Annotated in this window: 18 protein-coding genes; 14 read left to right on the top strand and 4 right to left on the bottom strand. The window is 34.1% G+C overall.

From position 1 onward, the window contains the following. Positions 1–132 precede the first annotated feature (132 nt). The 9 genes from HNS40_RS11155 to HNS40_RS23710 all read left to right on the top strand — a co-directional run bounded on the left by HNS40_RS11155 (position 133) and on the right by HNS40_RS23710 (position 7644). The gene (locus HNS40_RS11155) at positions 133–1095 is read left to right on the top strand and encodes an alpha/beta hydrolase (RefSeq protein ID WP_172280789.1); all 963 of its coding nucleotides are present in this window, start codon (positions 133–135) and stop codon (positions 1093–1095) included. Further along, complete coding sequence (locus tag HNS40_RS11150) at positions 1077–1970, top strand: SDR family NAD(P)-dependent oxidoreductase (protein ID WP_172280787.1); 894 nt, start codon at positions 1077–1079, stop codon at positions 1968–1970. Before HNS40_RS11155 ends, HNS40_RS11150 begins: the two co-directional genes overlap by 19 nt. Positions 1971–2004: 34 nt before the next feature. Next, positions 2005–3537: a carbon-nitrogen hydrolase family protein gene (locus tag HNS40_RS11145; RefSeq protein ID WP_172280785.1), complete on the top strand. Its 1533-nt coding sequence runs from the start codon at positions 2005–2007 to the stop codon at positions 3535–3537. A 122-nt stretch (positions 3538–3659) separates the two neighbouring features. Further along, the gene (locus HNS40_RS11140; protein WP_172280783.1) at positions 3660–4364 is read left to right on the top strand and encodes a DUF4386 domain-containing protein; all 705 of its coding nucleotides are present in this window, start codon (positions 3660–3662) and stop codon (positions 4362–4364) included. Positions 4365–4569: 205 nt separating this feature from the next. Further along, positions 4570–5229, top strand: a complete 660-nt coding sequence (locus HNS40_RS11135; protein WP_172280781.1) for a class I SAM-dependent methyltransferase — start codon at positions 4570–4572, stop codon at positions 5227–5229. 43 nt (positions 5230–5272) lie between these two features. Next, a complete protein-coding gene (locus tag HNS40_RS11130; protein ID WP_172280779.1) occupies positions 5273–5725 on the top strand; it encodes a hypothetical protein in 453 nt (150 codons plus the stop codon). A 204-nt stretch (positions 5726–5929) separates the two neighbouring features. After that, the gene (locus HNS40_RS11125) at positions 5930–6619 is read left to right on the top strand and encodes a hypothetical protein (protein ID WP_172280777.1); all 690 of its coding nucleotides are present in this window, start codon (positions 5930–5932) and stop codon (positions 6617–6619) included. 407 nt (positions 6620–7026) lie between these two features. Continuing rightward, positions 7027–7236: a hypothetical protein gene (locus HNS40_RS22920; RefSeq protein WP_216663765.1), complete on the top strand. Its 210-nt coding sequence runs from the start codon at positions 7027–7029 to the stop codon at positions 7234–7236. Positions 7237–7254: 18 nt separating this feature from the next. Then, positions 7255–7644 carry a 2OG-Fe(II) oxygenase gene (locus HNS40_RS23710; protein ID WP_371742937.1) on the top strand — a complete coding sequence of 130 codons (390 nt, stop codon included), beginning with the start codon at positions 7255–7257 and terminating at the stop codon, positions 7642–7644. Between the two features lie 33 nt (positions 7645–7677). Here HNS40_RS23710 and HNS40_RS11115 read toward each other — a convergent pair whose 3' ends face one another. Further along, positions 7678–8706, bottom strand: coding sequence for an asparaginase (locus HNS40_RS11115; RefSeq protein ID WP_172280774.1), 1029 nt, complete (start codon positions 8704–8706; stop codon positions 7678–7680). Positions 8707–8709: 3 nt separating this feature from the next. Next, positions 8710–9489: a TatD family hydrolase gene (locus HNS40_RS11110; protein WP_172280772.1), complete on the bottom strand. Its 780-nt coding sequence runs from the start codon at positions 9487–9489 to the stop codon at positions 8710–8712. 275 nt (positions 9490–9764) lie between these two features. On the opposite strand from HNS40_RS11110, the gene asnS reads away from it, so the two are divergent. Both asnS and rpoN read left to right on the top strand, forming a co-directional pair. Next, positions 9765–11204 (top strand): asparagine--tRNA ligase, encoded by a 1440-nt coding sequence (gene asnS, locus HNS40_RS11105; protein ID WP_172280770.1) that lies wholly within the window; start codon positions 9765–9767, stop codon positions 11202–11204. 107 nt (positions 11205–11311) lie between these two features. Beyond that, a complete protein-coding gene (rpoN, locus tag HNS40_RS11100; protein WP_172280768.1) occupies positions 11312–12763 on the top strand; it encodes an RNA polymerase factor sigma-54 in 1452 nt (483 codons plus the stop codon). A gap of 114 nt (positions 12764–12877) precedes the next feature. Here the strand turns inward: rpoN and HNS40_RS11095 are convergent, their stop codons facing one another. Both HNS40_RS11095 and HNS40_RS11090 read right to left on the bottom strand, forming a co-directional pair. Beyond that, positions 12878–13555: an ABC transporter ATP-binding protein gene (locus HNS40_RS11095; protein ID WP_172280766.1), complete on the bottom strand. Its 678-nt coding sequence runs from the start codon at positions 13553–13555 to the stop codon at positions 12878–12880. Continuing rightward, positions 13552–14469, bottom strand: a complete 918-nt coding sequence (locus tag HNS40_RS11090) for an ABC transporter permease (RefSeq protein WP_172280764.1) — start codon at positions 14467–14469, stop codon at positions 13552–13554. The genes HNS40_RS11095 and HNS40_RS11090 overlap by 4 nt, the downstream gene beginning before the upstream one ends. A 111-nt stretch (positions 14470–14580) precedes the next feature. Between HNS40_RS11090 and HNS40_RS11085 the strand changes: the two genes are divergently transcribed. The 3 genes from HNS40_RS11085 to HNS40_RS11075 all read left to right on the top strand — a co-directional run bounded on the left by HNS40_RS11085 (position 14581) and on the right by HNS40_RS11075 (position 17172). After that, on the top strand, positions 14581–15129 hold the full coding sequence (locus tag HNS40_RS11085; RefSeq protein ID WP_172280762.1) for a GNAT family N-acetyltransferase: 549 nt from the start codon (positions 14581–14583) through the stop codon (positions 15127–15129). A gap of 78 nt (positions 15130–15207) precedes the next feature. Continuing rightward, a complete protein-coding gene (locus HNS40_RS11080; RefSeq protein ID WP_172280760.1) occupies positions 15208–16866 on the top strand; it encodes a tetratricopeptide repeat protein in 1659 nt (552 codons plus the stop codon). Between the two features lie 141 nt (positions 16867–17007). Next, positions 17008–17172, top strand: coding sequence for a hypothetical protein (locus HNS40_RS11075; protein WP_172280758.1), 165 nt, complete (start codon positions 17008–17010; stop codon positions 17170–17172). Positions 17173–17177: the final 5 nt, after the last annotated feature.

Raw genomic sequence — 17177 nt, 5'->3', positions numbered from 1 at the left:
TATATCCTAATACAATATTGTCAAAACATCACAAAAAAATAATCTTGATATTATGCAATCAATAAATTCTTCTATCAAAAGTCTAAACCTTCAAAAAACAAGATTAACTATAAAAACTAAATAATTTAAATCATGGGAAGCATATTAATATCATTAGCAATTTATTTCGGAATAGCCTCTGGTCTTATTGCAATTGATAAAAAGCCAGAAAATGAAAGTTTGGAACAAAATCAATTGGTGTTTGATGAGTTAGTAATTGATTATTCAAGTATTCCACCGCTTGACACATTTTTATGTAGAGATGACGTATATCTAGATTATAGATATTATCCATCCAAATCAGAAGTTGTTATCATTTTGCTACATGGCTCAGGTTGGCACAGTAAGTATTTTTTGCCTTTAGCTAATTATTTGAGTGAGCAGAGTCTGGCTCATGTTTACACACCAGATTTAAGAGGACATGGTATTAATCCTATGAAAAGGGGTGATATAGTTTATATTAAACAATACGAAGATGATTTAGCTGATTTGATTAAACTGGTAAAGAAAAAACATCCGGACTCAAAGATAATTTTAGGCGGACATTCATCAGGGGGAGGTTTGGCAATTCGTTTTGCAGGATGCAAATATGGTGATCAAGTTGATGCGCTTTTACTTTTAACACCATACCTTAAATATAATGCTCCTACAATTAAACCCGGATCAGGAGGTTGGACATCCGTGCATTTACCACGAATTATTGGCTTGTCAATGTTAAACAATGTATTTATAAAAAGATTTAATCATTTGCCGATAATCGATTTCAATATGCCAAAAAAACATCGGGATGGAACAGAAACCCTCACTTATTCTTATCGACTAAATACTGGATATGCACCTAAAAATTATAAAAGGGATTTTAAATCAATGAATCAGAAAGTATTACTTCTTGTAGGTAGCAATGATGAAGCAAATATTCCTCATGAATATGAACCAACAGTTTCACAATACAAAGAGGATGCAATTGTCAAAATTATTGATAATGTATCTCATATGGGATTAGTAATGGGTGAAGAGGTGAGACCTGTAATAAAAGAATGGATTATAAAACTATAAAAGAAAATATCATGAAAAATAAAACGTGTTTTATAACCGGAGCTAATTCCGGAATCGGGAAACAGGCCGCAATTCAATTAGCACGAGCCGGATTGCATATAATAATGGGGGCTCGTAATAAACAACGTGGTGAGAGTGCACTTTCTGAAGTTATAGAGAAATCAGGTTCGGGAAATGTTGAATTACTCGAGATTGATATGTCTTCCAGAAAATCAATTTTTAGTGCATCAGAATTACTACACCGGAAAATTGAAAGTCTTGATGTATTAATCCATAATGCCGCTGACTTTGATATTTCACATAAACAGCCAAAAAAGTCAGAGGATGGAGTTGAAACAATTTGGGCAACAAATCACATAGGACCAATTCTTTTAACAAATTCAGTGATGGATTTGATTAAGAACAGCCTTCAGGGAAGGATTATTACAATTGCCTCACAAGGATTAGTAATACATTCAAAACTTACTATAGACATACAGGATCCGGAATTTAAGAGTAGAAAATTTAGTGTAACAAAAGCTTATTATCAATCGAAACTCGCACAGGTAGTGTATACCTATTGGCTTGCCGAACAATTAAAAGATACTGCCATTACTGTTAATTGTATTCGGGTAACAAATGTGAAAGTCGACACAAGTCGCTACCCAAATATTTCAGGATTTATGAAATTTCTTTATTCAATAAAAAGTAGATTTTCAATTTCTCCTGAGGATATGGCAAAAACTTATGCTTATTTGGCGACATCAACAGATTTAATTAAGACAACAGGAAAATATTTTAATGAGAAAAATAATATGGTGAATTCTTCACCATATAGCTTGGGTAAACAAAATATTGATGCTGTACTGAATTTATCCATGAGCTATTGTGATTAAAAATCTTAAATCGTTTAATTAAAATTTTATAGTTATGATTACCAAAAAACATTTACCGATAGTCTATTTCCTACTGGGTTTCGGAATTTTCATGTTTACCCGATTAAGTAACCTTGTTCCATTTATAAATATTGCCATATTAATTGCTCCAATATTTATTCTACGATTTATACGAACTCAACCCAGAAAGAAAGGAGTATGGCTAACTCTTTTAGGTTTTATTCTAAGCATGAATATTGCGCTGTGGGGCTTATTCAATTTTGATGAGGTATGGATGACCATTGTTTTTGGTGGCATTAGAAGTACTTTGCTAGCCATTATTTGGTTTTTGCCTTTTATGATGGATCGACTGATCTACCCAAGGTATAAGAACAAGGGGATTATTTCAACCTTAATATTTCCAATAGTAACAACAGCAATGTTCTATATAACTTCTTTGGAAGGACCGTTTGATGATGGAGGAGGAACATTAAGTTCTTTTAGTTACGATTATCATTCATTGGCATTTAACCAGGTTCGATCTCTTTTTGGTGTTTGGATTCTTGTCTTTATTCACTCTTGGTTGTATGCCATGGTTAACTTTCTATGGGAAAATGAATTTAATTGGAAAGCTATAAGAATACCATCATTAGTATTTGCTATGGTATTTGTTGCGGTTTTTATATATGGAGGTGTGAAAATTTCAGATAACGCTGAAAAGGAAACAGTAAAGATTGCTGCCATAGTTCTTGTACCTGAAGACGGAGAGATAATTCCTATGTCGAGGATATTTGATACTAGAACCACGTCACCATTTGAGGAAACCATTTCAAAAATTGAGATGCTCACTAATAAAGCCGTTGGTCAAGGAGCAAAAATTGTTTCTTTTCAGGAATTTGCAATGGTTATTGAATATAAGGAAGAGGATAGATTAAAAACAGAATACCAACGTATAGCTATGGAGAGCAATGCCTTCTTAAGTATTACATATGCATATTTTGGTGACAATGAAAAAGGAGAGAACAAGCATTTATTTATTAATGGGAAAGGTGAGATACTATTAGATTATACCAAACGATATCTATTAGGTATTGGTGATTTTGGAGAAACAGCTGTTTTCAGAAAAGGAGCTGAAATTATCCAATCTGCGGAGACACCTTACGGAACCATTGGAATTACAATTTGTAAAGATATGGGGTATCCTTCTTTTATCCGTCAAGCGGGAAAACAAGGTGTAGATATAATGCTCAACCCGTCTTACGATTGGCCCAGGAGCTCCACTCCCTGGTATCTAACGGGAGCTATAGAAAATGGGTTCTCATTTGTTCGTCCAAGCTATAACGGTTATTCATATGCATCTGATTATAATGGCAAACTAATAGCTCATATGAATTTCAATGAAACAAAAGATGGAATAATGTATGCAGATGTGCCCACAAAGGGTGTTAAAGTTTTATATCCGAGAATCGGTGATTTGCTAGGTTGGACAAGTCTAATAGCAATGTTTTTACTTATTGGTTTAATTATTTTCACTGAAAGAAACTTAGCAAAAACATTGGAACCGACTGCTCAGAATAAAAACAAATGAATATGATAAAAAAGAGTAAAAATCATGAAAACAATTATATCTATACTTCTAATATTAAGTTTTAACCAGGATAGCATTTGGGGTTCAAGTTTTAATAAAACTAGTAGAAAACATTAAAAATTATGAAAAAATCAAATTTATACACAGAGGGTGTTGAACTTCAAAAAACAGTCAAAGTTGCAGGTATAGCCTACTTATTAATCATCATTGTGCCCTTATTATCAATGCTTATTATTGAACCAATAATCACAGTAAGTGGTGATATTGTAGCAACGATTAATAATATTATTGCAAACGAAGTATGGTATCGGGTAGATACTACCATTACCTTGCTAATGTATGTTGGGGTTGTACTTTTATCTTTATCACTTTACACCATACTGAAACCTGTAAATAAGCAACTTGCACAATTAGCTTTGCTTTGGCGTTTTGCTGAAGCTCTTGTAGGAATATTTGCAACGCTTAGTAGTTTTATTCTTTTACTATTTATCAAAGGAGAGAACAATATTGAAAAATTTGGCACAGACCAATTTTATGCCTTGGCTGAGTTTATCCATGGAATTCATTGGGAGGTAACCGTTAGTATCTTCGTTTTATTGGCTTTAGGATCCATTATTGTATTTTATCTTTTTTTAAAATCTAAACTTATTCCAAAAGCTTTATCTATTTGGGGAATTATATCCTATTCACTTGTACTTATTGGAGCGCTGATAAGTCTCATCTTTTCAGGAAATACCTATATGATATTAGGTTCACAGACGATCCTTTTTGAAATTGTGATTGGTTGTTGGTTGTTATTTAAAGGTTTAAATATTTCAAATAATTAAACTGATATGCTCGTTGAAACTATGAAAATGCACGAGCACACACACACACAATTTGTATAATTCATAAGGGTTTTCGAGCGTTTACGCTCGCCTCAGATTTGGCGGTTAACCAGATAAGTTTGAGCACCGTAATCCCTTACGACGCCATGCATGCAACGTTATGCGTCATGCTAAAAAAGAGATTCGTCCATAAAAAATGATAAAAATGTTTAAAGTAAAACCAGAAAAGATAAAGTACACTGATGTTTTTAAATTACCATCAAACTATACTGATAAAATGAATAAGGAGTATAACTGGATGGCGAAAGGATATGATGCTTTTATGACCATTTTTCCACTCTGGAAAAAATGGATTAAAAAAGTAATCCCCCATATTCAGGGGAATAAGATACTAGAAGTCTCCTTTGGAAGTGGATATTTGATGAAACAATATGCATCAGAAAAATATGAAATCCATGGTATTGATTATAACGATAGAATGCTTGAGATTACTCAAAAAAAAATGAAAAGAATAAATATTGATGCACATCTTTCAAAAGGTAATGTCGAAAAACTTCCATATGAAGATAATACTTTTGATACTGTAATAAATACCATGGCTTTCACAGGTTATCCAGATGGAGATAAAGCCATGCGTGAATTGGAACGAGTATTAAAACCTGATGGTAAATTATTGCTTGTTGATTTTAACTACCCAATCAATAGAAACCTATTTGGCTATTGGATTGTAAGATTATGGGAAAAATTTGGTGATATTATAAAGGATATTAACTCTTTATTGGTCAAATATGGTCTGGATTATGAATCTTTTAGTATAGGTGGATTTGGAAGTGTTCAATTATTTATCGCACGAAAAAAATGCTGATAATGAAAAATAATTAACTAGGTATGAACAAGAAGAATCAATTATGCAAATAAAGAAATTAAAAGTTCACGGAAGCATTAGCATGCTGCTGTTTTTTGCATGTATCGGAATTGCTGACTATGCACTTTTCAATTACTCGAAAATACTTGGATTAATATACTTAATGATTGTTATTGTTGGTTTTAGTTTTATAGCACTTACATACTGCACTAAATGCCCAATAAGAGAAAGATGCAATCACTTGATACTTGGGTTTGTCTCAAAACTTAGAGAATATAATTACAATAGCTACACAAATCTTGATATTATTTCAACATTATTTGCCGTATTGGTTATTGCTTTTCCACAATATTGGATGTTTGAAAGTTTCTATTTGTTTCTTATCTTTTGGATTCTAATGTTAATTGCAGGGGTTGAAATTTTCTTCGTTGTTTGTTCAAAATGCGGAAATAAGAAATGTGCATTATGTAGGGTTGATTGTGAAAAATATGATTGAATTATTATGACAGAATATTTTTAAAGAACAACTGAATAGTAAAGCACGAACGCACAACAGCGCATAAAAAATAATTGCCGTATGTCCATAATATCAAGGGTTGAAGCCCGCATAAGCTTTAGTGGTTTTGAGAGTTTTGAAACCCGAATTCGGCAACTATTCTTATGCAAACGTTAGCGGTCGTTTTACACACAAAAGGAAACATTGAAAAAAGTAATCAAAAAGGTCATTCTAGGTTGGCTAGCAGTTATTGGAATTGGCTGTTTGAGTTGGATAGTACTGTTAATAAATCCAAATCTTTCCTATGATCATCAAACACAATTTGATATAGTCACCATTTTTCATAACCAAGAATTAGAGGAGAAAACTGAAGTGATATTAAAAGGTGTAATAGAGATTTTAAAAACATCAGAGTTGTATGACGAGAGTTTAAATATTCAATTGTACTTAAATGATGATAGAATCTACACAAATCTATATCCAATATTTGGCACTCCAATAGCTTATGGCTTGTTAAATAAGACGATTGTCAAAAATGGCGATTTTAAATTTAATGAAAACATGATCGAAGTTCAATGGAAACCAAATAGTGCGCTTCAAAAGTATAATTTAACATGGCTATTGGCACATGAATTCACCCATAATATGCAGCAAATTAATAATCTAACTTATACCATTAGAACGACTTTCCCAGCAAAAATTAATTGGAAACTTGAAGGGCATGCTGATTACATAGCTAGAAGATTTAAAGAGGATGGAAAATTAAAAGGAAAAATTGGGAAATATTTGATTGAAGCAGATAGAGAATCCAATGGATTAGCCCCAATTAAAGATGAAGCAGGTACTTATTTGACTGATGGCAACTATATATATGCTCTGGTAATACAGTACTAAATGGAAGTAAAAGGAATGAACCTGAGTGAAATTTGCAAACATGAAACAGATTTTGATGAATTATTCTCACAGATGATTGAATGGAGTGAGCAATAAAAACGATCGCTAACATTGCTGCAATCAACATAAGTGCTTTAGAGGTTACAAGAAAGTTTTTTGCAAGAAATTATAAATACAATTAACTAGCATATTATTATTCCTTTGATCAAAATATTATAACAAAGCAATAAAAAATAATTTCACCAACCAGTGGTGTAAATAAAAGTGTAAATACAATATGTAACTGCTTTGTTATTAGGTAAAAAGATTATTTTCAGCAAACAGATAAAGTGATTCAAAAAATGCCGTCCTTGCATAAGATCCTCGATGTGCTTTGGCCCATTTAGGTTGATACTAAAAAACATATGATGGATGAGCAAGAGTTGCTGGAGCAAGGTCAGTTTGAGCAGCTGATTCAAGGGCTTTTAGATGACAATTATGGTTGCTGTGATGATTTTTACCCTGCGCAAATCATTGACGGTTTAAGAAATAACATGAAAGATTTGTATGCCGCAGGAAACATGAAGCATGCAGGTATTGGCCGTCAAAAAGATTTCCAAAAAGATAAACGAATTTGAGGTGATAAAGTTAGATGGATAGAACAAAACAGCACAAATCCATTTGAGGAGGTTTATTTAAGAAAAATATGGAGGTTTATCAATTATTTAAATATAACATGCTTTACCTCCATCAAATCGTTTGAAGGTCATTATGCCAATTATGAGTTGGGGAGCTTTTATAAAAGGCACCTCGATCAGTTTAAAAGTGAGAAGGGACGAAAATATACTTTGGTCTTTTATTTAAATCAGCATTGGAAAATAGAAGATGAAGGCCATTTGTCTTTATATTCACTATTGGGTGCTCAAAAAGATATTCTACCAATAGAAGGACGCATGGTGTTTTTTAGGAGCGATGAAATGGAGCATGAGGTCCATCCTTCATTAACCCGGGAAAGAAAAAGTATTACAGGCTGGCTGAAAGACTAAAAGATTTGAGGCTTTAAATGGTGGGCTAAGCAGTTATTCCGTCATTTCACCACGCCAGTCTTTTTCCATTCTTTTGGCGATTTCTTTTTTTGAAGAATATTTCCCAAGGGTGACCATTAGTTTGGTGATGGCAGCTTCTGTGGTCATGTCTTTACCATTGAGAAGTCCAATTCTTTTTAATTCGGAGCTGGTTTCGTATTTACCCATATCCACTGAGCCTCCTCGGCATTGACTGATATTAACAATGGTTATTCCTTTATCGATGGCCTGTTTGAGTTCATTTAAAAACCAATCTTCGGTTGGGGCATTCCCCGATCCAAAAGTCTCTAAAACCACTGCTTTCAAGCCTTCAGCATTTAGCATAGAATGAAGGATGCATTTAGAAATCCCAGGAAATAGTCGGATAATCAAAACGCCAGATTCTAAACTTCTATTAATTTTTAGCTTCTTGAAATTGGGTTTCCTGATGTTGTTCTTCCAATAGCGAATATTCACACCCACTTCGGCTAGAGGAGGGTAATTCACAGACTTAAAGGCTTCAAAATTCTCCGCATTAAACTTATAGGTTCTATTGCCTCTAAATAATTGATTCTCAAAATAAATAGCTACTTCTGGAATGATAGGCGTTTCTTCGTCTTTGGCAGCAGCAAGTTCTAAACTGGTGATGAAGTTTTCGCGACCATCGGTACGTGGAATTCCAAGTGGAAGCTGGGAGCCAGTGATTATAACCGGTTTATTCAGGTTTTCTAGTATAAAGCTCAATGCCGAAGCCGTAAACGACATGGTATCGGAACCATGAAGAATAACAAAACCATCATAATTCTCATAATTCTCCTCAATCACCTCACCCAATTTCACCCAAAGCTCAGGTTTCATATTGGCGGAATCAATAATGGGGTCAAAAGAATAGGAGTCAATTTTAAAGTTGAATAAATCTAAAGAAGGAATGTGGTCGTGTAATTCGTTGAAATCTACCGGAATGAGTGAGCCAGTGGAAGGATCTTTAAACATTCCTATGGTACCTCCTGTATAAATCACTAAAATTGAAGCTTGATTTTCCATCGTCTAAATATTTTCAAAATTAAATAAATCCATTGCATTCTTGGTGGTGATATCGGCCACTTCTTCTATCGAAATTCCTTTTAATTCTGCGAGTTTTTGCGCTACTAATGCTACATAAGCCGACTCGTTTCGCTTTCCTCTATTGGGGACTGGAGCTAAAAAAGGAGCGTCAGTTTCCAATATCAGGTGAGATAAACTAATATCTTTAATTTCTTCTCGAAGAGTAGAATTCTTAAAAGTTAAGACTCCTCCGATTCCAAGTTTAAAATGGTAATCATTGATGATTTTCTCAGCTTGGGCCTTGTTGCCACTGAAACAGTGAAAAACACCTCTCAGTTTTGGGTTCCAAACTTCATCCATCAATTCAAATATCTCATCAAAACTATCTCTGGAGTGGATAATGATGGGCAAATCGAATTCTAAAGCCCAATCTATTTGTTTCTTGAAAGCGATTTTTTGTTGCTCATAAAAACTCTTGTCCCAATACAAATCGATACCCATTTCCCCAATAGCCATATATTGACCGTTTTTCAACTCCTCATAACAAGCTTTAAGCTCCTCCTCAAAATTCTCTTTAACAGAAGTGGGATGCAAACCCATACTTGCTACACAATAATCAGGAAATTCCCTCCTCATTTTTTGAATCTTAGGAATAGATTCGCTGTCGATATTAGGGAGTATCATTTTTTGAACGCCCTGTTGAGAAGCCCTTTCTAGCATTTCTGCACGGTCTTCATCAAATTCTGGAAGATATAAATGAGTATGTGTATCTAGTAAAATCATGGAGGCAAAGATAATATTTTTAGGAGGCAGAGTTATAGGTGAAAATTGGATTTTATTTTGATGAAACAACCTTTAGCAAGTGGTTTAATCCTTTATAATTTTTGGAGGTAGATACTTTGTTGGACTTTGTTCACAGTATCTATCGAAGTGGCTATAATAATAACAGTATTTGACCTTTTCTAGAAAAGACCAGCTTATTTCTTCCATCTTGAAATAAAACCTAGCCTCTTTTGATTCTATTTTCTATTTTTGCACTTCATTAAAATAATAAGACGATGAAACGCACGGAGATTAAAGCCCTGCTACAAGAGGCAGAGGTAGGAAAAAAGGTGAACGTAAAAGGTTGGGTACGTACCAAAAGAGGTAGTAAAAATGTGGCTTTTGTAGCCCTTAATGATGGTTCTGTGATTCATAATATCCAGATTGTGGTGGATTTGGAAAAATTTAATGAAAATGATTTGGCACAAGTAACTACTGGAGCATCTATTTCGGTAGATGGTGAAGTAGTAGCTTCGCAAGGAAGCGGACAAAAGGTTGAGGTTGTTGCAGAGAAACTAGAGGTTTTAGGTGCTGCAGATCCTGAAAAATATCCACTTCAAGCTAAAAAACATAGCCTAGAGTTTTTACGCGATATCGCACATCTTCGATTTAGATCCAATACTTTTGGTGCGATTACTCGTATTCGCCACTCCATGATTTTTGCTGTACATAAATTCTTCACCGAAGAAGGATTCTATAATATTCACACACCTATTATCACTGGTAGTGATGCTGAAGGCGCTGGAGAAATGTTTCATGTTTCTACCCTAGATCCTAAAAGCCCTCCTCTAAACGAAGAAGGAAACATAGATTATAAAAAGGATTTTTTTGGTAAGGAAACCAACCTAACTGTTTCAGGGCAATTAGAAGTGGAAACAGCATGTATGGCTATGAGTAAGGTTTATACTTTTGGTCCTACTTTTAGAGCTGAGAACTCTAATACTACACGTCACTTGGCTGAGTTCTGGATGATTGAGCCAGAGATTGCTTTTGCCGATTTAGAAGAAGATATGGATTTGGCTGAAAAGTTCATTAAATACCTACTTCAGTATGCTCTTGACAATTGTATGGATGATTTAGAATTCCTGAGCAAAAGATTAGAGGAGTCTGAAAAAGGTAAAAAAGCTGACGAGAAATCAATGGAGTTGATTGAGAAATTAAGATTTGTTTTAGCCAACGATTTTGAAAGAGTAACCTATACTGAAGCCATTCAGATTTTAAGAAATAGCAAGCCCAATAAGAAAAAGAAATTCCAATATCTAATAGATGCTTGGGGTGCTGATTTACAAAGTGAACATGAGCGTTTCTTAGTAGAAAAGCATTTCAAAAAGCCTGTTATTCTTACTGATTACCCCATGAATATCAAAGCTTTTTATATGAAGCAAAACGATGATGGAAAAACCGTAAGAGCCATGGATGTTCTTTTCCCACAGATTGGTGAAATTATTGGTGGTTCTCAGCGTGAGGAGAATTTGGAAAAACTTACAGAGAGGATGAAAGCCATGGATATTCCAGAGGAAGAAATGTGGTGGTATTTAGATACTAGAAAGTTTGGCACTGCAGTACATAGCGGATTTGGATTGGGTTTTGAAAGACTCATGTTATTCGTTACGGGAATGGGCAATATCCGCGACGTGATTCCTTTCCCAAGGACTCCTCAAAATGCAGAATTTTAGATTGTTCTAAAACGATATTTTAATTGCTATCCGAAATAAATCTTAATATTAGAAATGCCTTCGGATAGCGTTTTTTTTATACCTTTACCTCAGTATTAAAACGAAAAATGCAACAACTAAGACTATCGCAAAAGCTGCTTCAAAAATTGTCACCACAGCAAATTTTATTAATGAAATTGCTGCAGGTTCCTTCTGTTGCATTGGATCAAAGAATAAAGCAGGAGATTGAAGAAAATCCAGCCTTGGAGGACAATAGCCAAGAAATGGTAGACGAGCATGCTCCTTCTGATAATAATGACGATAATAATGATGATTCAAGTTCTGATGACGAATTTGACATTACAGATTATGTGGATGCAGATGATATTCCAGACTATAAATTAAGCTCTAATAACTACCCAGAAGAGGATAAGAAATCCATTCCTTTTGCCAATACCATTTCGTTTTACGAGATGCTAAGAGCTCAATTAACAGATGCCAGTTTTAATGAAAGACAACATGTAATAGCAGAAACCATTATCGGAAATATTGACGATTCTGGTTATTTGGAAAGAGATGTGGAGTCCATGGTGGATGATCTGGCTTTTACTCAAGGTTTATCAGTAACTGATGAGGAAGTGGACCAGGTTTTAAAAGGGATTCAGAAGTTTGAGCCCGCAGGAGTTGGGGCAAGAAACCTACAGGAATGTTTAATCATTCAGTTGAAGAGAAAAGACACGTCAGATCCATTTATCTTTATGGCAATTAAAATTTTAGAAAGACATTTCGATGCCTTTACTAAAAAGCATTATGATAAGATTCTGAAGAAATTAGAAATAAGTGAGGAGGCTTTGAAATCATCTGTAGATGAGATTCTGAAATTGAATCCTAAACCCGGAAATTCCTTATCTGAAACAGCAAAAACCAATCATTATATCATCCCCGATTTTATTCTTACAACAACTGATGGAGAATTGATCTTGAGTTTGAATTCGAAAAATGCACCTGAACTCAAGTTGAGTAGGACTTATAAAACCATGTTGGAGAATTATTCTGTATCGGGTAAGAAATCCAAGAAGGATAAAGAAGCCATGCAGTTTGTGAGGCAAAAGATAGACTCCGCAAAATGGTTTATCGATGCCATTAAACAGCGTCAGCATACCTTATATACTACCATGCAAGCTATTTTGGAGTTTCAGTATGATTATTTTCTTACAGGAGATGAAACCAAGCTTCATCCCATGATTTTGAAGGATATTGCAGATAAAGTAGGCCTAGATATTTCAACCATTTCGAGAGTGGCCAATAGCAAATATGTGCAAACTAGCTTTGGCACCATTCTTTTGAAAACCTTATTCTCTGAATCCTTAAAAACAGATAGTGGAGAAGATGTTTCTACTAAAGAAGTGAAGCAGATTCTTAGTGATATGGTGGATGCTGAAGATAAGCAAAAACCAATGACTGATGAACAATTGGTTAACTTCCTCAAAGAAAAAGGTTATCAAATTGCCCGTAGAACGGTGGCTAAATATCGGGAACAGCTTAATATTCCGGTAGCACGCCTTCGTAGGGAATTATAGAGGTCTAAATGACAGAATAGTTTAATGCTTTAAAGATTGAAATAGGGTGTTTTGCCGACTCCTCAATTCTCTCACTCGCCAATTCAATATTGGTTTTTGAAATCCCATATTCCACTATATCTTCATGTTTTTTAAGCGATCTCCAATCATGAAATCACGCATTTGCTTGTCCAACTCCCGAAACTGATCCTTCCTTACTCTCTGCACAAACTCACCTTCTTTTAGAAGATGAATCTCGTGGCAAGTCTCCTCCAAAGTAGAGAAAATATGAGAGGAAATGAATAATGTTTTTCCAGCGTTTTTCCATTTTTTTATCATCTCTAAAATGACCATATTGCTATGGATATCAACACCATTAAAAGGTTCGTCGAGAATGAGAACATCATTATTTTGAAGCAGTAAAGCCGTTAAGGCCAATTTCTTTTTCATCCCCGTGGAATAGGTATCGGCATATTGATTTAAGGGTAAATCGAAAATGTTTCTCTCCTCAAAATCTTTCACCAAAATATCTCTAGCATTACATATCAATTGAAGGTGTTCTTTGGCGGTAACTCTCGATAGAAAATAGGGATTGGTTTCCATTAAGCCGACATGATTTTTTAGGATGTCAAACGGACTATCTATTTCTCCACTAAAGCTTTCCAATCCAGCAAAACATCTGAAAAGAGTGGTTTTCCCAGCTCCATTTTCTCCAACAATTCCATAGGCTTTTCCCATTTCAAAACCCATATTTATCGATTTTAAAACGTCTATTTTTCCATAGCTTTTTACTAAGTTTTGGATTTGTATCATTTAAGAATAGGATTTAGGTTTTTTAAAGATTGTTTATAGAAATAGATGATAGCGATAATAAGAATGGGAGGAAACCATAAGCTAAGTCCAAATAATACCATTTGAGGCAAATTAATTTCTTTAGGATACGCAGAGTATTTAGCCAAAATAATGGTCGTCATGAGGAGGGCATTCATAAAAAATATTCCCATTAAAATAATATATCGCTCCGGAAAATAGATGCTTAAAAGCACTAAAATTGGTAAGAGAGCTAGACTTGAGTTAATTAGGTTTTCTTTTATCTTCTGCCAAAGAAATGCTTTAGGGTTTTTAGCGAATATCCAGACGAAATATTGGTGTTCCGGCTTGAAATAATAGGACATATGAGTGATGACAAGGACGCCTATGGCAAAGATTCCCAAATTGAAATTCCCTACTCCTATAGATTTGTAAACAAGGAAATAAACCATTGGATATATTAAGAATAGCTTTCTAAATCCCATAGTAAATTCAAAAGGGAGTCGTGAAAATGGACTTGGGAGACTCACCGACCATTTGTTTTGTAATGGAACGAAAACTAAAATTAATGAAAGAATGAGGATAGAAATGGCCATGATAAAATCCTGATGGTATAGTAAAAATAGCACAAAAGGACTAATGTGTAATAAGTTTTCAATAAGTCTAATTCTATAAAACTTGGATTTGGAAAAACAAAGATTCAGGAATTCGTTTCTCTGCTTTTCGTTAAATCCGCTTGCAATAGAGAGGCCAATAAAGCCAAATATATAATTGGCATAAATGGTCTTTTGAAATAGAAATAATGTTCCAAATATCAAGGCCAATAACATAATGCCCATCCCTAAAAAAGGATGGATTCCCATTTCCGCTATTTTGCGATAATATCTTTTATACTGGATTTGAAAATAGAATTTCATTGCTGCTAAATTATAACAAATGAAATTATTGGTTTGTTAAAAATCCCTAAGACTTGTTTCTAAATGATAAAACCTTGTTCTTTGAAATTAAAATCCACATATAATGTAAATATGAAACGCATCGATATATTTAATTCATCACCTTTATTCATTACAGCGAGATTAGTGATCAAACCTTGGCAGGTTTTGGAGAAAAAAGCACTTTCTAAACAGATATTGTTGGAGGAGGTGAATAATATTCTTTCACCAAATGTGATCAAAGATTTACCTGATTCATGGCAGAATTTAAATAGTTTAGAAGAGATAGAAGAGTGGGTAAATGATCGAAATCAAGAAGGTTATTTTTATGGAATAGAATATTTAGAATCCAATGAGCTAGTGGGTTTGTTATTTCTATATGCAGAAAATACAACTTTAATAGACGACACTATTGCTTTACGCTTAGGTTATCTTTTAAAAGAATCGAAATGGGGAAAAGGATTGGCCAGTGAGATGATAGCAGCGCTCATTTTATGGAGTAAGGACCAAATGTCAATTCGCTCTATTTCTGCTGGTGTAGAAGTTGGAAATATTGGCTCCATTAAAGTACTTGAAAAGAATGGCTTTGTCAAGTCAAACCACGAAATGCCCATTGGAGTTCTTCTTTATGAATTGAGATAAAGAGATTGAAAATATGTCTAAACACCTCTAAATATTGTTATTTTTGTGAATCATCAAAAAAAAACTGAATTTCTACCTATGAAATTAAGGTTCACCATATCATTATTTGTTATTCTTTTAACGAATGTTTTATCGGCCAACTCTTTTCAGCCCAATAAAGATTCCATACTCAAAGTCTATCAAGGCTCTAATAATGATAGTATTAGTGTTTACGCTTTAGTGGAATTGTCACGTGTGTATAGTTCTTCGGATATTGAAAGGTGTATATTGTATGCGGAGGAAGCTGTGGATGTTGCCATTCATAGTGCCAAGGAGCCATTGAATGCTTATGCCATGTTCAATGCTGGTAATGCTTATTTCTATCAGGGAATGTACGAAACGGCTACCAATTATTTTTATAAATATCTAGATATTCAAATTAAGAACAACAATAAACCTGGTAAAGCTTACGCTTATTCAAACATTGGAGCCATTAGAATTAAAATGGAGGATTTTGATGTGGCCAAGCAGAGCTTTGTTAAGGCGTTAAAAATTCTTCAAGAACTATCCTTAGAAAGTGACAAAGTAGAATACAAATTACAAATGCCCAATATTCTCAATAATTTGGGAATTGTCCACCAAAATTTGCAAGACTACGATTCAGCATTGTGGTATTATAGAAAAGGTTTGAGTTTGGCTAGATTCTCTACTGAAGAACAGTATTTTAAAGCTTCAGCCTATAATAATATAGGTGGTTTGTTTCTCGACTCTGGGAATGCTGATAGTGCCTACCTTCCTATAAAGAAGGCCATAGAGATTAGAGAAAATTTAGGGGATTTGTATGGCCAAGCTGCATCGCATAATCGTTTGGCTCATTATTTTCAAAGGAAAGAAAATCATGAAAAGGCCAGATTTCACCTTTATCGAGGCTGGGACTTGGCAAAAGAGATAGGAAGTATCGATCTTCAAAATACCCTTTCCGAAAATATCTATCTTTATTATGATGAGTTGTTAAAACCTGATTCAGCATTAGTATATTACAAAATTCATAATCAGTTAAAAGAGGTGATTAATAATACAGAAACACTCAAGCAGCTCACACGTCTTGAATTAACTATAAAATTTAAGGAGAAAGAAAAGCTTGCCCATATAGAACAGGAACGACTGAATTCCATTTATCTATTCACAGCATTTATCTTAGTGCTCTTACTATTGGTTTTTATCCTCCTCTATTTTTTCCTCAATAACCGAGTGAGAAGGTTGAATCTAGAAAAACACAATATGGCACTTACTGCCAAAAACTCCAATCTTGAGAAAGAGAATCTTAAAAAAGAGTTAGAGATTCGAAACAAAGAATTAACTACTCATGTGATGAGTATCATTCGTAAAAATGAACTCATAGGTCAAATAGTTCAATTATTATCCGGTAAAATGAATTCGGATAATGAATCCTATCTTCATCAAATCATTAAAGATTTAAACGATATTCAAGACGAATCGATATGGAATGAATTCGAAATCCGTTATCAACAAGTCTATAACGAATTCTATGAAAAACTTCAAGAAGTGAGTCCAAATTTAAGTATCAATGAACGAAGACTTTGTGCCTTTCTACGATTAAACATGACCACCAAAGATATAGTGTCCATCACCGGCCAAAGCCAGAGAAGTGTCGAAGTGGCCCGCACCCGATTGAGAAAAAAACTTCAAATCACCAATTCTGATATTAGCTTAATAGAATTTCTTACCTCTTTATAACATTCTTTAAATCAGTATTTAAATCCTTATGTAGCAGTGATGTAGTAGTGATATTTCTGTGCGTAGTAGCTATGTGCTAGCGCTTTCTTTTTCAGCCTTCCTCAACTTATCTAATATTGCGCAATCAATTTTTTCAGCTTTATGGAAAGTAATAAAACAATGAGTAATAGGGAGTCCAATGAAAATCCAAACATCAATGAATTTTTAGATAGGAAAGAATTGGAAAATAGAGTTTTGAAAAAGCTTTTGCTCGCTATAGAAAAAGATCAAGAAAAGAAATCACAACAAATTAAAAAAAGTATTTAATAAAT

Source organism: Lentimicrobium sp. S6 (genome assembly GCF_013166635.1).
Taxonomy (GTDB): domain Bacteria; phylum Bacteroidota; class Bacteroidia; order Bacteroidales; family UBA12170; genus UBA12170.
Note: the sequence above shows the minus strand (reverse complement) of the source record. Positions and strands in the feature narration are given on the sequence as shown.

Coding starts and splice junctions, on each gene's coding strand:
- HNS40_RS11155 (WP_172280789.1), top strand. CDS start 133: ATGGGAAGCATATTAATATCATTAGCAATTTATTTCGGAATAGCCTCT.
- HNS40_RS11150 (WP_172280787.1), top strand. CDS start 1,077: ATGGATTATAAAACTATAAAAGAAAATATCATGAAAAATAAAACGTGT.
- HNS40_RS11145 (WP_172280785.1), top strand. CDS start 2,005: ATGATTACCAAAAAACATTTACCGATAGTCTATTTCCTACTGGGTTTC.
- HNS40_RS11140 (WP_172280783.1), top strand. CDS start 3,660: ATGAAAAAATCAAATTTATACACAGAGGGTGTTGAACTTCAAAAAACA.
- HNS40_RS11135 (WP_172280781.1), top strand. CDS start 4,570: ATGTTTAAAGTAAAACCAGAAAAGATAAAGTACACTGATGTTTTTAAA.
- HNS40_RS11130 (WP_172280779.1), top strand. CDS start 5,273: ATGCAAATAAAGAAATTAAAAGTTCACGGAAGCATTAGCATGCTGCTG.
- HNS40_RS22920 (WP_216663765.1), top strand. CDS start 7,027: ATGGATGAGCAAGAGTTGCTGGAGCAAGGTCAGTTTGAGCAGCTGATT.
- HNS40_RS11115 (WP_172280774.1), bottom strand. CDS start 8,706: ATGGAAAATCAAGCTTCAATTTTAGTGATTTATACAGGAGGTACCATA.
- HNS40_RS11110 (WP_172280772.1), bottom strand. CDS start 9,489: ATGATTTTACTAGATACACATACTCATTTATATCTTCCAGAATTTGAT.
- asnS (WP_172280770.1), top strand. CDS start 9,765: ATGAAACGCACGGAGATTAAAGCCCTGCTACAAGAGGCAGAGGTAGGA.
- rpoN (WP_172280768.1), top strand. CDS start 11,312: ATGCAACAACTAAGACTATCGCAAAAGCTGCTTCAAAAATTGTCACCA.
- HNS40_RS11095 (WP_172280766.1), bottom strand. CDS start 13,555: ATGATACAAATCCAAAACTTAGTAAAAAGCTATGGAAAAATAGACGTT.
- HNS40_RS11090 (WP_172280764.1), bottom strand. CDS start 14,469: ATGAAATTCTATTTTCAAATCCAGTATAAAAGATATTATCGCAAAATA.
- HNS40_RS11085 (WP_172280762.1), top strand. CDS start 14,581: ATGAAACGCATCGATATATTTAATTCATCACCTTTATTCATTACAGCG.
- HNS40_RS11080 (WP_172280760.1), top strand. CDS start 15,208: ATGAAATTAAGGTTCACCATATCATTATTTGTTATTCTTTTAACGAAT.
- HNS40_RS11075 (WP_172280758.1), top strand. CDS start 17,008: ATGGAAAGTAATAAAACAATGAGTAATAGGGAGTCCAATGAAAATCCA.